The following is a 14,885-nucleotide window of genomic DNA, read 5'->3' on the forward strand; positions in this document are numbered from 1 at the left end:
GGAGTTTTCATGTTCAAATTATTGCAGAAACTGACCAGGAACCTGATCTACGCCATTCCCGCGATGATGCTTGCCGGGTTCGCCTACGGGTTGTGGGCGGACACCGGCTGGCTGAAGAGCGCGATCATCCCGTTCACCTTCCTCATGGTCTATCCCATGATGGTCACGCTCAAGGTACGGAAGGTCTTCGAGGGGGGCGACGCCAAGGCGCAATTCCTGACCCAGCTCATCAACTTCGGGCTGATTCCCTTCCTGACCTTCGGCGTCGGCCTCCTCTTCTTCAAGGACAACCCGTACATGGCCCTGGGGCTGCTCCTGGCCGGGCTGGTGCCGACCAGCGGCATGACCATCTCCTGGACCGGGTTCGCCAAGGGCAACATGTCCGCCGCGGTCAAGATGACGGTCATCGGGCTCATTGTCGGGTCCCTGGCCACGCCGCTGTACGTCAAGACGCTCATGGGCGCGACCATCGAGATGCAGCTGCCCGCCGTGTTCAAGCAGATCCTGTTCATCGTCTTCCTGCCCATGCTCCTGGGCTACCTGACCCAGCGGCTGCTGGTGAAGCGCTACGGGCAGCAGACGTTCCAGCGCGACATAGGGCCGAAGTTCCCGGGGCTGTCCACGGTGGGCGTGCTCGGCATCGTGTTTGTGGCCCTGGCCCTCAAGGCCAAGACCATCGCGGCCGCGCCCGGCGTGCTCGTGGACATCCTGGTGCCGCTGATCCTGCTCTACGCCTTCAACTTCCTGCTCTCCACGGTCATCGGCAAATCCCTGCTGCCGCGCGGCGACGCCATCGCCCTGGTCTACGGCTCGGTCATGCGCAACCTGTCCATCGCCCTGGCCATCGCCATCAACGCCTTCGGCGCACAGGGCTCGGACGCCGCCCTGGTCATCGCCATGGCCTACATCGTCCAGGTCCAGTCCGCCGCCTGGTACGTCCGCTTCACCCCCAAGGTCTTCGGCCTGCCCGAAGAGATGCTCCACCAACCGGCTTAGGAGGAAGAATGCCTCCGGCGGCCGGGGGAAGGGGAGAGGGGAACCCTTTTCTCAAAGGGTTCCCCTCTCCCCTTCCCCCGGACCCCCCATCCCCTCTCCCTTCCTAAACTTTTTGGCGCCGCTTCGCGGGGCGGGAATCGGGGGACCGTGCGAATTGGCGAAGATATCAACGGGTCGGGAAACCTGTTCGCGAAAACCGCACGGCCCACCGCGACCGACCCCGCGAACGCGGCGACAAAAAGTTTGGAAGGGGGGTCCAGGGGGGAAACTTTTCCCCAAAGTTCCCCCCTGGCCGATCGCTGCTGTCCTCATTCGTAGGCATCAAAAAAAAACCCCCGCCCGACGGCTTGGCCGTCGGGCGGGGTTTTATTGATAGCGTCAGTGCGCGGTTAGTCCCAGGTGCGTTTGTCTTCGATGGGGCGGATCTGCGGGGGCAGGGTGCCGGGGGCGAGGACCTTGAGGATGGGGCGCAGTTTGATCTTTTCGCGGAAGAGGTGGAGGAGTTCGTCCTCCTGGTTGAACTGGCCCGCCTCGATGGACAGGATCATCTCGTCGATGCCGCCGGGGTTGGTGACTTCGATCTGCCAGCGCTTGACCTCTTCGAACCGGGCCATGACCTGCTCGACCTGGTGGGGGTAGACGAACATGCCCTTGATGCGGGCGGTGGTGTCCACGCGACCGACGATGCCGCCCAGGCGCGGGGAGGTGCGGCCGCAGGCGCACGGGGCGCGGTCCAGGTAGCCGAGGTCGCCGGTGGCCAGGCGGATGAGCGGGTAGGTGCGGTTGAAGGCGGTGACCACGATCTCGCCGACCTCGCCGTCCTTGAGCGGGATGCCGGTGTCGGGGTGGCAGATTTCCACGTAGGCGCGGTTGGACAGGTGCAGGCCGGACTTGTGGAAGCATTCGTAGCCGATGCAGCCCACGTCGGCGGTGCCGTAGCCCTGGCGCATGATGCAGTCGAACTTCTTTTCCAGGGTGGAGCGCATCTTCTCGGAGAACTTTTCGCCGGTGACGAAGGCCACTTCGAGGAACAGGTCCTTGCGCAGGGACAGGCCCGCTTCCTCGGCCTTCTGGGCCAGGTGCATGAGGTAGCTGGGCGTGCCCACGTAGCCGGTGACGCGCAGCTTCTGCATGATCTCGATCTGGGAGTTGGTGTTGCCGGGCCCGGCGGGCACCACGGCGCAGGACAGGTTGCGCAGGGGTTCCTCGAACATGAGGCCCGCGGGCGCGAGGTGGTAGTTGAAGGTGATCTGGGCCAGGTCGCCGGAGCGGAAGCCCGCGGCGTAGAAGCCTTCGGTCCAGCCCCAGTAGTCCTCGGAGCGGTCCTCGGGGTCGAAGATCGGACCGGGGGAAAGGAACACGCGCTGCAGCTCGCCCAGGTCCTTGGTCAGCAACCCGCCGAGGCGGGGGCCCATGGACTGGAGAAAGATGAGTTCCTTTTTCTTGATGATGGGGATATGCTTCAGGTCGTTCAGGGTGCGGAACTTGTCCACGTTGAACTGGGCGCGGTCGAACCGCTTCTTGACGTCCTCGGAGTAACGGTAGGCGTAGGAGAGCAGCTCCTTCAGCTGCAACTGGCAGTACTGCCTGCGCTCGGACTCGTCGAGCACCTCGCGGCGGGAATAGATTCCCTCGGTGCGGTCTTTTCGTGTCATATGTGTGCTCCTTGGTGGCTTGATACCCGTTTTGAACGGGGAGCGGGACTATAACACGGCAGAATATTTTTGCAAGAAAAACTTTAAATTTACAGATATTCCGATCAGTTGCAAGGACAAAATTACATCTCCCGCAAGTTGCAGAATATGCTTGACACCACAATCCCAAATGGATACTCATACCTTCCCTGAAGGGTCATGGGTCGTTAACTCAGTTGGTAGAGTATCTGCCTTTTAAGCAGAGAGTCACTGGTTCGAGCCCAGTACGACCCACCAGAATGCGTCCCCATCGTCTAGTGGCCTAGGACTCCGGCCTCTCACGCCGGCAACAGGGGTTCAAACCCCCTTGGGGACGCCAAGACAAATCAACGGGTTACGGTGAATGCCGTAACCCGTTTCTTGTTTACGTGGCTCGTCCGCGTGGCTCGAGCGCCACGTCAGCATCACCGGACCAACTTCAGGGCGGGCGATTCCCTGTCCCCGTCATTCCGCCAGGCCGCATCCAAGGCATCCACCGCGCCGGTGCTTTTCTTGACCTTGTGGATGTATCGCTGGGTCGTCGCAATGGACTTGTGACGAAGCAACTGCTGCACTTCCACGATGGTCGCCCCGTTATGGATGGCGATGCTGGCGGACAGGTGGCGGATTCCGTGATAACCGAAGTTCCTCACGCCGACATCGGCACACAGCCGCCGCAGCCAACGGTTGTTGATGTCCAGAAGGCCTTCGAACCGGCTTCCGAACACCAGTTCCTCGTCCCTGGACATCAGCATCCATTCCGCCAGGTGCGCCCTGAGCATGTCGGAAATGGGCAGCTCGTCGAACTCGGCATTCCCGCTTCTGCGCTTGTTGGTCCAGAAACCGATCATGCCCGTGGCCAGATTGACTTCCGAGCACTTGAGCTTCCACAATTCGCCCCGGCGGGCAGCCGTGTGGAACGCCAGCAGAAGCAGTTGCCGTTGCAAGGGCGTTGCCGCATCCACGACCTTGCGGAAGTCCTCAAGGGGCGGAACCCACCTCGGGTGGCGCTGCTCTGGGAACTTGTCCACGGATCGGAACGGATTCGTCTTGTCCATTCCCAGATACCGCGCACCCCACTTCCAGGCGGCGGCAAGGTTTTTCCGGTCCCGATTGGCCGTGTTCCCCGTGGTCTGCTGCTTGAGCCGACTCAGGTGGTTCAGGGCCACCACAGGGCTGATCTCATGAACCAGCTGTGTCGGTCTTGCCGTCATTTCGAACAACCGTCGAAACGCAAGGCGCTTGTCCGAGCAGCTTCCCTTGGACCATGTGGCCGTGGCGTAATCCATGTAGGCATTCGCCCAATCCCCGACCAGGACTTCCAGGCCCACGCGATGCATGTCCTTTCGTTTTTCCGCATCGGCGAGCTCCAAGGCTTCTCGGGTCTTGTTTTCCCATTTTTCCGCGTCTTTCATTTTGTCAAAGAGCTGGGTGCGCCTGATCTGCCGCGACCCGTCGGTGGGTGTGTACCGCACGGCCCCACGCCACCGTTTTCCTTCCTTATAAGGCATTGTCCTTTCTCCTTAATAGGGAAGGCCGCTTACCGGGATTCACGCTGCCATAGCTTGTGTTTGTCGGTCAAATTCTTCCGCTGCCGCTTTTTAGGCATGGGGATATCGTCTGGCTGATCCGATGCTCCCACTGTGTTCCGTGCCTCGTAGGCGTCCACGTGTTCCCGGCGAAACCGGATTCCACGCGACCCGACAATGAAGGCCTTCAGGCGGACCTTCATATCGCGACGCCTGACAAGGCTTTCGGAAATTCCCAAAAGCTGGGCAACTTGTTTAACCGTCAACACATCATCCACGTTCACGACCTTCAACCGGTTTCGTCGAGCCGGACATCCTGACGCTCAACACACCAGTTCAACACTCCCGGCATGCGCAAAGTCAAACGGCTGGAGGGGGAAAAGAATAAAAAAACGACCCCGCCGGGAAATGGCGGGGCCGCATCTAATAGGAACTGCCCAGATAGGCGTTCGATATGTCACGGCGACCGGGGGAATGCCCTGCCGCTTCCTCGATGGCGTCTCGCGCTTCGTTGTCGAGCCGGGGCCATTCGTCCCCGACCGTTGCCTGGGCTGCCTCCTGGAACACCTGCACGCTCTCGTGCTGGTTGGGCGGCTCAAAGCCCGCGTGATTCACATACATTTGATGAAACCTTTCGTGCCGAAGACCGTGCAAGGTTCCTCCGGCATTCTTACCGGCAAGGCCGTGTTTCCTGGCCGCATAGTCCAGCCGGTGCAGCCAGTTGTCGCCCATGCCCTCGGGCATGAGGTTGTGAATACCCTTCCTGTTGGAGGGGGACACGTATTCCTCGGCTCGTTCAAGAGCCGCTTCCTGTTGCCGGGACAGACCATGCAGGGTCCGAGGCCTGCCGCCCTTTGTCCCGTACTGAACGAGAAGGCTATGGTTTTCCCGGTCCCAATCGTTGGGCAGGTCCAGCTTGGCTGATTCTTCCCGACGCAGCCCGAGCTCATACATCAGCTCGATCTGAGCCGCCGCCCGGCCGGCATGCCGGAACGACGCGTCGTTCCGCATGCTGGCCAGGGATTCTTTAACCATATCCGGGATGACCGCGCGGGACGCCTGATTGGCGATGGAGCCGCGCCGCACCCCGAAGGTCGCGTTGCTATTGCTGATATTGTCGTTCTCGTAGGCTCGGCAGACGTGGCGGGCAGCGGTGAAGACTTCGGCAATCCTGCCGTCGCCCACGCCGTCCGCACGCATGGTATCCGCCACGCTCTGGAAGTGCCTGTTTGTCACCTTGGTCCACTTCTCGACCCCCATGTTCGCCTGGCGCAAAACATCGACGAAATGGCGGGCCGTCTGGCGGATTCGGTGTTGTTTCGATTTTGGCCCGGACAAGGTTGCCCGGTTCGCCGCAAACTTGAGGCTGTCGGATTTTCCCATTGGAATTCTCCTTCCGTTAAAGGTTCGGGGCAGCGCCCCGGGGCCAAGCAGGTCGGACTTTTCCCGTTATCCGGGAAAGACCTGCCTGTGGCGGTAAACCCGCCACGCATCACCAGCTAAGGGAAGAATGAATGCCCGTTTCCCATTGGAAGAAGATTCCGGAAGACCCAGTCAATAAGGGGTGCTGCCCCGCAAGCGCATACGTCTTGCGGATAGAATGGCAGCCGTAGGGGAAGTGCGGCAATGACAAGCGTAGATACTTGCCATTCCACCATCGGCGGGTGCTGCGTTACAGCCTGCGTGTTTGGATTCTGAAATGGCCGTTTGTTTGGAAAACGGCGCGTGGATCGTTGAAGCTCAAGGCTTCTTCATGCGTCATCAGTTCGGACTTCGTCACGAACTTATGACGCGCGTCAATGCGTCTCACCTCCTTTTGGTTACGGAATTATCCGGTGGATATGCCCCACCATATGACGCCGCGAAATCTTCGCGCAAGCTCCGGCGGGACGATTTCTTCACCTCCCGCCGTTTTTTTCGCGAGCGTGACGCAAGCAGCCGCCGAGGCAAGGCCAAGCCCTTCGGGCGGACGCTTCGCGATCCGGCCTTGCCCCGACGACTTTACTTGCGTCGTGATTACCGCAGGCGACGGCGAGAGGGATGGCGGTTTCGACTCCGGCTCAAGGGATATTCCCTGGCCCTTGCTCTCGCATCCATCCCAAAAACAGTAACAAACTTCTTGCTGCTGTTTACTAACTTATTACTTAATCTAATTAATAGACAAGTTACTTACCACTGTTGATGATGTGGTTGGTTAACTCGATTTTGAATCCGGCTCAGGGGCTATCCCGTGGTCCGCGCTCACGCATCCACCCAAAAAAGCGACAACCCTCTTGCTATTGGTAATTAACTTATTTATTATCTTAACTAAGCAACTAATTACTTAATTATGTTAACAAGGCAGTTGATTAATCATGACTGAAGACAGCGTCGTTGACCTCACCCCTGTGAAGACTCCGGAACAATTGTTGAAGGAAGAAGTGGGGCTTTATCTGAAGATTGTCCGGGAGACTCAGGGCAAGCCTTTGCGGTGGGTGGCCCAGAAGTTGGGGGTCTCCAACTCGTTCATATCCCAGATCGAAAAGGGGGACGCTTCGATTCCACTGGATCGGGTACTGGACTTCTCCCTTGCCTATGATCTTCCTGTGCCGGAGTTCGTTCGAATCGTTCTCGTCACCATGCACAATGACACATATCGAGCGCTGATGAGCATACTGGAGAATGACCCGGAAATGGCTAATGCCGCCAACCGTTGCCACACGATTGCAAATCCCAAAGAACGAGCCAAGCGGCGCAAAGTTCTCAACCCTGGGCTGAGTTCAAAATCGCTTCAACGAATGCGGGAATTCATTTTGGAAAACCAAAAGCCGACGTATGGAAAACCGGTGGCAGGTGACTCGTGATTGATCTACGGAAACAAGACCACCTGGGGGTAACCTCGTCGTCCGATGACGGCGACATCCACAACGATGACGCGTTCCTTTTTTTGGAGAATTGTCCTTCCCACCGGTACGAGGCCATAATCACGGACCCGCCTTTCGAGATCGGTATCGCTGGCAAGGATTGGGATTGCAAAAAGCTTCGGACCGACGTTCTAGCCTACCAATTCTATCGCGTTCTGAAACCTGGCGGCAATGTCTTTGTATTCTGCTCGGATTTTCAATTCGGCGATTGGTATCGGGAGCTTTCCCGCTATTTTACCAAGTTGCGCAAGTATGCTTGGTGCAAACCGGATTCGCGAAGCACCAACAAGGGGATGTTTCAGGAGAGCTTCGAACTCGGGCTGCATGTGTGCTCAGAAAATTCATATTTCGACAAGGAAGGCCGCTATAAAAATTATGTGGTCGCTGGAAAAACATCAGGGAATGAACGGATGATGCCTGACCCCGATGAGGAATGGTCAACCAAGAAGGGCGAAAAGACCCTTCACCCAACGCAAAAAAAATTGTCGGTAATCGAAACGCTGGTTACCGCATTGAGCAAAGAAGGCGACACCATTTTTGATCCCTTCGCAGGCACCGGAACGCTCGGGGTCGCAGCCAAAAATTTGGGTAGAAAATTCGAGATGGTCGAGTACGGCTTCCGAAACCACATCGCTGCATGGGACAGGATTTTAGGGGAAGAGTAAGGCCAAACACCAACAAGCCGAATTAATATTCGAGACGAAGCTCGACTGCCCTATTCAACTTCATCCTAAGATGTTCCCATTTTGGGACGACTCGGGACAACAGGCGATAAAACGCTGCCGAGTGGTTCCTGACGCGCAAATGGCAAAGTTCGTGGAAAATCACGTACTCGATGCAATCCTTCGGCGCTGCGACAAGCTCAGGGTTCAGGATGATCGTACCGCTATTGGTACAGCTTCCCCAACGTTTTCGCATCCGAAGCATTCGCCACTCCGGAACGGTTTTCACGCCCATCCCGGAAGTTCTCTCCAGGCACGATCCCACCAGGGAATGGAAAATCGCATCCGCCCGATCACGAAGCCACGCATCCACCAGTTTCTTGGCCACATCTGCGCCATCCTGGGCCAGGAGGGTCACTTCCAGATGCGCTCCTTTGAGCTTGGCTGAACGTTCGTGGCCAACCAACAGCTTCAACCGATATTGCCGTCCCAGATACCTGACTTCCTCGCCGGAGACATATCGCCTGGCCGGGATGGCCGGGGGATAAGCCGCGAATATCCTCTGCTGCTTGAGGACCCAAGCTCCCCGGCTTTTTACCTTGGCCGCTATCTCATCGACAGTTGCCGTCCGAGGCGTATCCGTGACGACGGTACCATCGGGGAAGACATGGATGGCCAAGGTCTTCCTGGTCGCTGGCCGGATGGAGTAATCGATTCTGGTGGTCCCGTAATGTACGGAACCGCGGGCTGGCAAATCAGGCAAGGTCACGTCTCTTGGCAACAAGAATCAATTTATCGATGACAGCATCTATCACTTCGCCGGGAAATGTCACACCGGATGATTCCGAAGCGTCATACAAAACGTCTTCAATATCGTTCTTCATTTCGTTGACAATATCAATATTGTCGCTCCAATCCCTGATTTTCCTGGATGTTACGGCGTCGTCTATGGATATCGCCATCTGGGGCAAGGAAGCTTCGGCGATCTGCCCCTCCAGCATTTCCCCCAGGATTCCGAAGTAAACGGCGGCTTCGTCCTTGCCCTTGAGGGACGGCGGCAGGTTGCCACGTTCCCCCTGTTGCAAGTCATCCAGCAGTCCCCGCATCTTGCCGAGATATTCGGCATCGGAAAGCCGGTGCGCACGATGGCTGCTGATGGTTTCGTTGATGATTTCCGACAGACGCTTGAAGAGGACCGGGTCCTCGTCCATTCGGACGGTGATCGTTTTCTTCACCCGGGCCGCGATGTGGTCGGCCTTGGCGGCATCCCCCTGGATCAGCTCCAACTGTTGCTCGAAGGCGTCCACGGCAAAGATATCCACCGGGGCGACCACCTCCTGCACGGCATCCGCTCCGATGTGCTTGCTGACCATGTTCTTGAGCTGCTGCTCGTAGGCCGAGTAATCCACGGCCTCGCCAAACCGACGCTTGACGGCGTTGCGAAGGTTTAGGAAATCCTTCAAATCGGCCTTGTACCGGCGGATCGTCTTTTCGGGCGTATTGTCTAGAAACCGCGCGCTGCTCAGCGCCAGTTGCAGGGTGTTGGCAAAGAGGCGCAGGGCATCGTAAAACCGCTCCCGGATGTCTTCCGGCTCCAGAGCCAGTTGCATGGCCTCGATGTCCACCTTGTTCCCGACTTCCTTGAAAATCTCCCAGACATTAGCGTGCCTGGCCTTAAGTTGTTCGATCTCGCCGCTGACGTCGAGAATGGTATTCTCGATGTCGGCCCGGTCGAACCCTTCCTTTTCCAGGGCGGCATAGGTGTCGATGGCTTCATTCAAGGCCCCGAAGATGCCCCGGTAATCCACAACCAAGCCGTAATCCTTGCCGTCCCACAAACGGTTCACCCGGGCGATGGCCTGAAGGATGTTGTGCTCCTTGAGGTTCTTGTCCAGGTAAAGGACGCTGTTCCGGGGCGCGTCGAACCCGGTTAAAAGCTTGTCGATGACGATCAGGATTTCGGGGTCGTCATTGTGGTTGAAGGCGTTGATGATGCTTTCGAGATACTGCTTCTCGTTGCCATACCGGCGCATCATGTCGTTCCAGAACACCTGCACCTCGGGTATCTTGAATTCATCGGTGGAGGTGTTGCCCTCTCGGCTGTCGGGGGAAGACATGACCACGGCCACGGAGACTTCGTCCTGTTCCTCGAAACACCGAAGGTAGGCCAGAGCCGCCGGGCGGCTGGCAACCGCGAACTGGGCTTTCTTGCCGGTTCCCTTGCAAAACTGCTTGAAATGCTGGGCGATGTCATAAGCGACTTCGGCAATCCGCGACTCGGCGGAAAAGAGCTGCTCGGCCTGCCTGAACTTCTTTTTGAGGTCGCGTTTCTGCTCGGGAGTCAGCCCTTCGGTAATACGATCAAACCACTTGTCCAGTTCGGCATCGTCCCCGTGCAGTTCGCTCATGCGGCCTTCGTACCTGAGCGGGGCCACGGCCCGATCCTGGACAGCCTGGTTCATGGTGTACTTGTGGATGAAGCCGCCGAACTGGTCGGCCGTGCTCTTCTCTTTCTTCAGGAGTGGAGTACCCGTGAAGCCGATATAACAGGCGTTGGGGAAGACCACGCGCATCTTGGCATGGCTCTGGCCGTATTGGCTGCGATGGCTTTCGTCCACCAGCACGAAAATGTTCCGGTCCTCGTCCTTGGTGCGCTTGTTGGCCACGGTCTCGAACTTATCGATGATGGTGGTGACGATGGAGGCGCGTTCCCCGGCAATGAGCTTGAGCAGGTGTTCCCCGGTCCGGGCTTGGACCACGTCCTTGCCGCACGCCTTGAAGGTCTTGGAAATCTGGTTGTCCAGGTCGATGCGGTCGGTGACGATGACCACCTTGGGATTCTTGATGCGGGGGTCGAGCGCCAGGGCCTTGGCGAGCATGACCATGGTCAGGGACTTGCCCGATCCCGTGGTGTGCCAGATGACCCCGCCCCGGCGGCGGCTGTCGCCCTTGACGTCGGTGACCCGATCCACCGTGGCCTTGACCGCGAAATATTGCTGGTAGCGGGCGATTTTCTTGATGCGGCTGTCGTAGATGATGAAACCGTATATGAGTTCCAGGAGCCGCTCCGGGCGCAGGAGGGAATGCAGGGTCTTGTCTTGCGGCGTGGGGGTGCGATGCCCGGAAGTGAGGATACGTGTCAGGGCTTCCCGCTGTTCGTCCGTGGCCTCGGCCATGAGCCGGAACCGTTGCGCTTCGGCCAAGGGTGCGTTGACGATGGCGTCCAGGGCTTCGTTTTGGCCGTCAGCGTCCTCTTCCTTCCAGATCGACCAGAACTTCGCATCCGTGTCCGTGGTGGCGTACATGGCCCGATTCTGGCTGATTGAAAGCAATATCTGGCTGTAGATGTACAACTCCGGGATTTCCGTGACCCGCTGGTTGCGCAGGTGCTGGCTGATGCCTTCCTTGATGGCCCCGCGCTGGTCGGGCCGCTTGCACTCGATGATGGCCACGGGAATGCCGTTGACGAACAGCACGATGTCCGGCCGGCGCACGGCATCGGAATGGCGCCGCTCGAACTCGAATTCGTCGCACATGTGGTAGACGTTGTTTTCCGGGTGTTCCCAATCGATATATTTCAGGGAATGGCTTTTCACGGACCCGTCGATGGTCTGTTCCAGGCTGATGCCCAGGGTGAGCAGGTCATAGACCTGTTCGCTGGTGGCGATCAGACTGTCAAACGGCACCTGGGCGATTTCCCGAACGGCACGCGCGATATTGGCATCCGAAAACTCGTGCCTCTGCCCCTTGAAGGTGATGGAATTCATCTCCCGCAACCGGGCTTCCAACACGTCCAGCAGGACCGGCATGGACTTGCGTCCCCCACGCATGGCCAGGGCCTTGATGGGCGGAACATATTCGTAACCGAGCTGTTCCAGCAAGATCAGGGCAGGGGCGTGAGATGCGGTGTATTCCTTGAAATCGATGCTATTCATTGGTGATCTCTCAAGGTTTCGTACACAACGCGTCTATGGTTATCAAATATGCAGGGCTAAACGATTCGAACCCCCATTTTGGCGGTTCAATTTTCCCGGTGGCAAATTCCCCACACAATTCAACCAAAGGGACTTTAGACTCTACGCCTAACGCCACCTTCATTCTTTCAAAATAAGCCGTAGATTGGGATCGCGCAAAGACTTCAAAGGGCGCACTCCTGTACCCTATATATAGCAACGAAATAGGGTACCACAGATGTCCCTCTTCTCTGCCGTGAAGATAGCTATGCAGATATAAGAAAAAATCTGCCTGCATCAGATGGTAAAAGCTTAAGGACGGGCACATGTCGGCCCGACTTTTTAACATGTCGGCATGAATTGATCTCCTATTCAATTCAAGGCGGGCATTTCGCACATCATTGAGCCCCCCGAGATATGGTCGATAGCGAGTGTACGACTTCATAGGGTGTTCATTGGAGCTAAGCCGACCGACGAAATAGAAATCCTGTACCAATTCGGGAACCACTTCAAAGCGTTCTTCCTTCAAGGCAATGGCAACGGCGCATAAGAACAACTCATGAAGAAAAAATCGGTAATTGTCGGCAGCAATTTCCACCCATTGATGCCTTCCGTCATCGGGCCACTGGGTAAACGGATAAAGCCTTTCAATGAACCGACGAAGAGTCTCTCCAGCCTGCTGAGCAGGGACATATCGAATTAAGGTTGCGAAAAATTCAACCAATTCGTTTTTGGGTTCTTCCAGCATCTCGATGCTCCGCACCAAGCGATCGTCCAGTTCCCCATCACCTTCAGGCTCAACCCGAAAACGCTCAAGGTTCTCGATAACCGTATCGAAATAGTCCCTGCAGGCCCCAAGAGCATTTGCTTTCCCAGATTGAAGCGCCGTCATGGCAGCTCGTTGCTTCGAGGTACTTCCGAGAGTGATTTCTTCGTCACTAAGAATATACGCAGGCGGTTTTCCCAATTCCGGCTTTTTAAAAACCGGCTTGTTGAAGATCGCCCGTAGCAACTGTTCAAATCCCTTCTCAAACAAATCAGGGGTGGACATATCGATATAACTTCTACCAGAAAGAAATATCGGGCAGCACGCGTGGCCCTGTTCATCCCGTTCCATTATAATCGGGATATATCTTTGATCCTTGCTTGCGGGATCTGTTTGACCGTAAATCTCCGGGGTGATGATAAGCGTTTCCGTTCCAACCCCGCCTTTGCGGCTATCGGCTTTCTCCGCATAGGCTTTGTCACAGAGCATAAGGACCTTGGAAATATTAGCGTCCGCCCTCATCTGCTCCATGTATTTGTTGACGTCCGCACCTTCTACAAGGTCCCATTTATCCAGCACAACATCGACGCCCATCTCGACAAGCCGCTCCGCAAGAGCAACGACTTGTGATTCGTAATCGGGGGTTGTCCAGCTATAGGAAATAAACACTTTGGGGACGGAATTTTCGATATTGCTCATGCTTGCACCGTATTGTTATAAACGAGGCCGGGAAGGAGGCCCTCCCGGCCATTCATTCTATCGTTCTCCACAGGCCGGGTTATATTTCGCTCGAATAGCCTGTTCGATTTCTTTACGCCCGGCTTGCTGCTTGTTCGGGGTGTAGTGAGGGGCACATCCCAATATCCCCCGGCTGTGACGGCTCCAACACCCAGCACGATCGTGAGTTTCGACACGAGACTTAAGTCCTTTCGATTCTCCAACATCCAGAACTGTCCATTTCTCGGTCGCATCTTTGCGCGTCAGGATCGTATATACCCCCGAGCGGTCTTCTAGATCATCAGTCGAGGTGTATGGTCCCTCCGCTGGGTAGCCTGCAATAGTTATAGACATGTTTTTCCCTTAAACAGATGAATGAGCCGTCTTGAACTATACCGGACCATTATGTATGCTCCGCGCACGCTTATGGCGGAGGTCCGATGAACCTGCAACGGCTCGTGTTCGAGCAGGTTGACCTCAAGGGCGGTCTGATGGTTCCAGCATCAGGCCGCTTTTCTTGTGGACTTCAATCATTTCCCTTCTCCTAGCCTGCTACCCTTTGGGCGGGTATGGGTCGTTGCCGTAGCTGTTTTTTTCACGGATTCTTCCATCCTTTCCGTGAATGCTGACCTCAAGACCTTCCCGTTTCCCCTGGTCAATGGCTCGTTCCCGAGCTTCGGCCTGGGTTTCGGCTTTGAAGGAAGCGCGCTTTGCGCCGCCTTTCTTGCCTTGCCAGCCACCATCAGGATGGGGCGTGACATGCATGTCTTTACCGCTCATTCGTATCACCTCCTTTGGTGCTCATTTCCCGGTTGCCCGGATGCGAAAATTACAATTTCTTTGCCGCCCAGTATGCCGCCACCTTATCGATGATGGCATGGGCTACCTTGTCCATGTGCTTGCCTTTCGAGTAGTCCGCCGGGGCCACATAATGAACCCGGCCTTCGCTCCTCAGTTGCTCGGCAAGCTCCTTCGAAGTCTTCGGTTTATAGACAGCGATGGAGTGTCCCCCCTGCGCCTTGACAAGCCGCATACACGGGACATCCGTCGCCCCATCGCCGATGAAAATCATATTGGTGAACGGCACTTCCCGCTGATCGGACTCGATATACTGGTTGATCTTCTTGTTGTCGCAGATATCCCGAACCCCTTTGTTAATCCGAAACAGGAACTGCGTCTTGGTCGTATAGTTGACGGCAAGCCCTGGGGCCTCGGCGACGCCATGCTGGTCGTACATGAACGACGAAGCGAACACATCGGTAAATTTGTTGGCAATGCTCGTTCCCAAAAGCATTTCCCGTATGCCGGAGGAGATGATGTAATGTTGGGGAATCAGCCCTTTTTCTTTGGCGTAGTCGTCAACTCGGTCAAACCATCCCGAGACCCCGGGAAACATCTCGATTCTCTTGGCGTATTGTTTGAAGTCCTGCCGCGTGACCCTCATGTCGTTTTCTTTGGCCTTTCGAAGCATCAGATACATGTAGGCAAGAATTTCATCTGCCTGCTGATCCTTGGCGCGCCTTTTCACCTCATTCCAGAACGTTTTACTGGTCAGCTTGAGTTTCGGGATGAAGTCGTATTCCTGCATATTCCCGGGGGCAAGCGTGCCGTCGAAGTCGTAGACAAATGCAATTCTCTGTTTGCGAAAGCTCATGCGGCCCCCTTCAGAATTGTTTTTAGATTTTT

13 protein-coding genes and 2 tRNA genes are annotated in these 14,885 nt (G+C 56.5%); 6 read left to right on the forward strand and 9 right to left on the reverse strand.

Going from position 1 to position 14,885, the window contains the following annotated elements; translation table 11 throughout:
• Positions 1-9 precede the first annotated feature (9 nt).
• Complete coding sequence (locus tag DND132_RS11050) at positions 10-996, forward strand: arsenic resistance protein (protein ID WP_014322827.1); 987 nt, start codon at positions 10-12, stop codon at positions 994-996.
• A gap of 389 nt (positions 997-1,385) precedes the next feature.
• Here the strand turns inward: DND132_RS11050 and DND132_RS11055 are convergent, their stop codons facing one another.
• Positions 1,386-2,651, reverse strand: a complete 1,266-nt coding sequence (locus DND132_RS11055; protein ID WP_014322828.1) for a phenylacetate--CoA ligase family protein — start codon at positions 2,649-2,651, stop codon at positions 1,386-1,388.
• Positions 2,652-2,851: 200 nt separating this feature from the next.
• Between DND132_RS11055 and DND132_RS11060 the strand changes: the two genes are divergently transcribed.
• Together DND132_RS11060 and DND132_RS11065 are read left to right on the forward strand one after the other, a co-directional pair.
• Positions 2,852-2,927: transfer RNA gene (locus tag DND132_RS11060), tRNA-Lys, on the forward strand.
• Positions 2,928-2,933: 6 nt separating this feature from the next.
• Positions 2,934-3,009 (forward strand) — tRNA-Glu (locus DND132_RS11065).
• 85 nt (positions 3,010-3,094) lie between these two features.
• On the opposite strand, the gene DND132_RS11070 is transcribed toward DND132_RS11065, so the two are convergent.
• From DND132_RS11070 to DND132_RS11080, 3 genes are all read right to left on the reverse strand, one after another.
• Complete coding sequence (locus DND132_RS11070; protein WP_014322829.1) at positions 3,095-4,180, reverse strand: site-specific integrase; 1,086 nt, start codon at positions 4,178-4,180, stop codon at positions 3,095-3,097.
• 29 nt (positions 4,181-4,209) lie between these two features.
• Positions 4,210-4,482, reverse strand: a complete 273-nt coding sequence (locus tag DND132_RS18930; RefSeq protein ID WP_190275280.1) for a helix-turn-helix domain-containing protein — start codon at positions 4,480-4,482, stop codon at positions 4,210-4,212.
• Between the two features lie 139 nt (positions 4,483-4,621).
• A complete protein-coding gene (locus tag DND132_RS11080; protein ID WP_014322831.1) occupies positions 4,622-5,581 on the reverse strand; it encodes an integrase domain-containing protein in 960 nt (319 codons plus the stop codon).
• A 316-nt stretch (positions 5,582-5,897) separates the two neighbouring features.
• On the opposite strand from DND132_RS11080, the gene DND132_RS18300 reads away from it, so the two are divergent.
• The 3 genes from DND132_RS18300 (at position 5,898) to DND132_RS11090 (ending at position 7,766) form a co-directional block, all read left to right on the forward strand.
• Complete coding sequence (locus DND132_RS18300) at positions 5,898-6,380, forward strand: hypothetical protein (RefSeq protein WP_148266984.1); 483 nt, start codon at positions 5,898-5,900, stop codon at positions 6,378-6,380.
• A 172-nt stretch (positions 6,381-6,552) separates the two neighbouring features.
• Complete coding sequence (locus tag DND132_RS17700; protein WP_014322832.1) at positions 6,553-7,041, forward strand: helix-turn-helix domain-containing protein; 489 nt, start codon at positions 6,553-6,555, stop codon at positions 7,039-7,041.
• The gene (locus DND132_RS11090; protein WP_014322833.1) at positions 7,038-7,766 is read left to right on the forward strand and encodes a DNA-methyltransferase; all 729 of its coding nucleotides are present in this window, start codon (positions 7,038-7,040) and stop codon (positions 7,764-7,766) included. Before DND132_RS17700 ends, DND132_RS11090 begins: the two co-directional genes overlap by 4 nt.
• A gap of 22 nt (positions 7,767-7,788) precedes the next feature.
• On the opposite strand, the gene DND132_RS11095 is transcribed toward DND132_RS11090, so the two are convergent.
• The 5 genes from DND132_RS11095 to DND132_RS11110 form a co-directional block, all read right to left on the reverse strand.
• Positions 7,789-8,442 (reverse strand): M48 family metallopeptidase, encoded by a 654-nt coding sequence (locus DND132_RS11095; RefSeq protein WP_050813971.1) that lies wholly within the window; start codon positions 8,440-8,442, stop codon positions 7,789-7,791.
• Between the two features lie 76 nt (positions 8,443-8,518).
• Complete coding sequence (locus tag DND132_RS11100) at positions 8,519-11,698, reverse strand: type I restriction endonuclease subunit R (protein WP_014322835.1); 3,180 nt, start codon at positions 11,696-11,698, stop codon at positions 8,519-8,521.
• Positions 11,699-11,708: 10 nt separating this feature from the next.
• Positions 11,709-13,181 carry an SEFIR domain-containing protein gene (locus DND132_RS11105; protein WP_014322836.1) on the reverse strand — a complete coding sequence of 491 codons (1,473 nt, stop codon included), beginning with the start codon at positions 13,179-13,181 and terminating at the stop codon, positions 11,709-11,711.
• A gap of 570 nt (positions 13,182-13,751) precedes the next feature.
• Positions 13,752-13,979 carry a DUF2188 domain-containing protein gene (locus tag DND132_RS18045; RefSeq protein ID WP_014322838.1) on the reverse strand — a complete coding sequence of 76 codons (228 nt, stop codon included), beginning with the start codon at positions 13,977-13,979 and terminating at the stop codon, positions 13,752-13,754.
• Positions 13,980-14,028: 49 nt separating this feature from the next.
• Entirely contained in the window at positions 14,029-14,853 is an 825-nt protein-coding gene (locus DND132_RS11110; protein ID WP_014322839.1) for an HAD family hydrolase, read from the reverse strand.
• Between the last annotated feature and the right edge of the window lie 32 nt (positions 14,854-14,885).

The organism is Pseudodesulfovibrio mercurii, from assembly GCF_000189295.2.
GTDB classification, from domain to species: Bacteria; Desulfobacterota; Desulfovibrionia; order Desulfovibrionales; family Desulfovibrionaceae; genus Pseudodesulfovibrio; species Pseudodesulfovibrio mercurii.

Bases quoted from the DNA above. Each gene is read 5' to 3' on its own strand.
- DND132_RS11050 (WP_014322827.1), top strand. From the start codon at position 10: ATGTTCAAATTATTGCAGAAACTGACCAGGAACCTGATCTACGCCATT.
- DND132_RS11055 (WP_014322828.1), bottom strand. From the start codon at position 2,651: ATGACACGAAAAGACCGCACCGAGGGAATCTATTCCCGCCGCGAGGTG.
- DND132_RS11070 (WP_014322829.1), bottom strand. From the start codon at position 4,180: ATGCCTTATAAGGAAGGAAAACGGTGGCGTGGGGCCGTGCGGTACACA.
- DND132_RS11080 (WP_014322831.1), bottom strand. From the start codon at position 5,581: ATGGGAAAATCCGACAGCCTCAAGTTTGCGGCGAACCGGGCAACCTTG.
- DND132_RS18300 (WP_148266984.1), top strand. From the start codon at position 5,898: ATGGCCGTTTGTTTGGAAAACGGCGCGTGGATCGTTGAAGCTCAAGGC.
- DND132_RS17700 (WP_014322832.1), top strand. From the start codon at position 6,553: ATGACTGAAGACAGCGTCGTTGACCTCACCCCTGTGAAGACTCCGGAA.
- DND132_RS11100 (WP_014322835.1), bottom strand. From the start codon at position 11,698: ATGAATAGCATCGATTTCAAGGAATACACCGCATCTCACGCCCCTGCC.
- DND132_RS11105 (WP_014322836.1), bottom strand. From the start codon at position 13,181: ATGAGCAATATCGAAAATTCCGTCCCCAAAGTGTTTATTTCCTATAGC.
- DND132_RS18045 (WP_014322838.1), bottom strand. From the start codon at position 13,979: ATGAGCGGTAAAGACATGCATGTCACGCCCCATCCTGATGGTGGCTGG.
- DND132_RS11110 (WP_014322839.1), bottom strand. From the start codon at position 14,853: ATGAGCTTTCGCAAACAGAGAATTGCATTTGTCTACGACTTCGACGGC.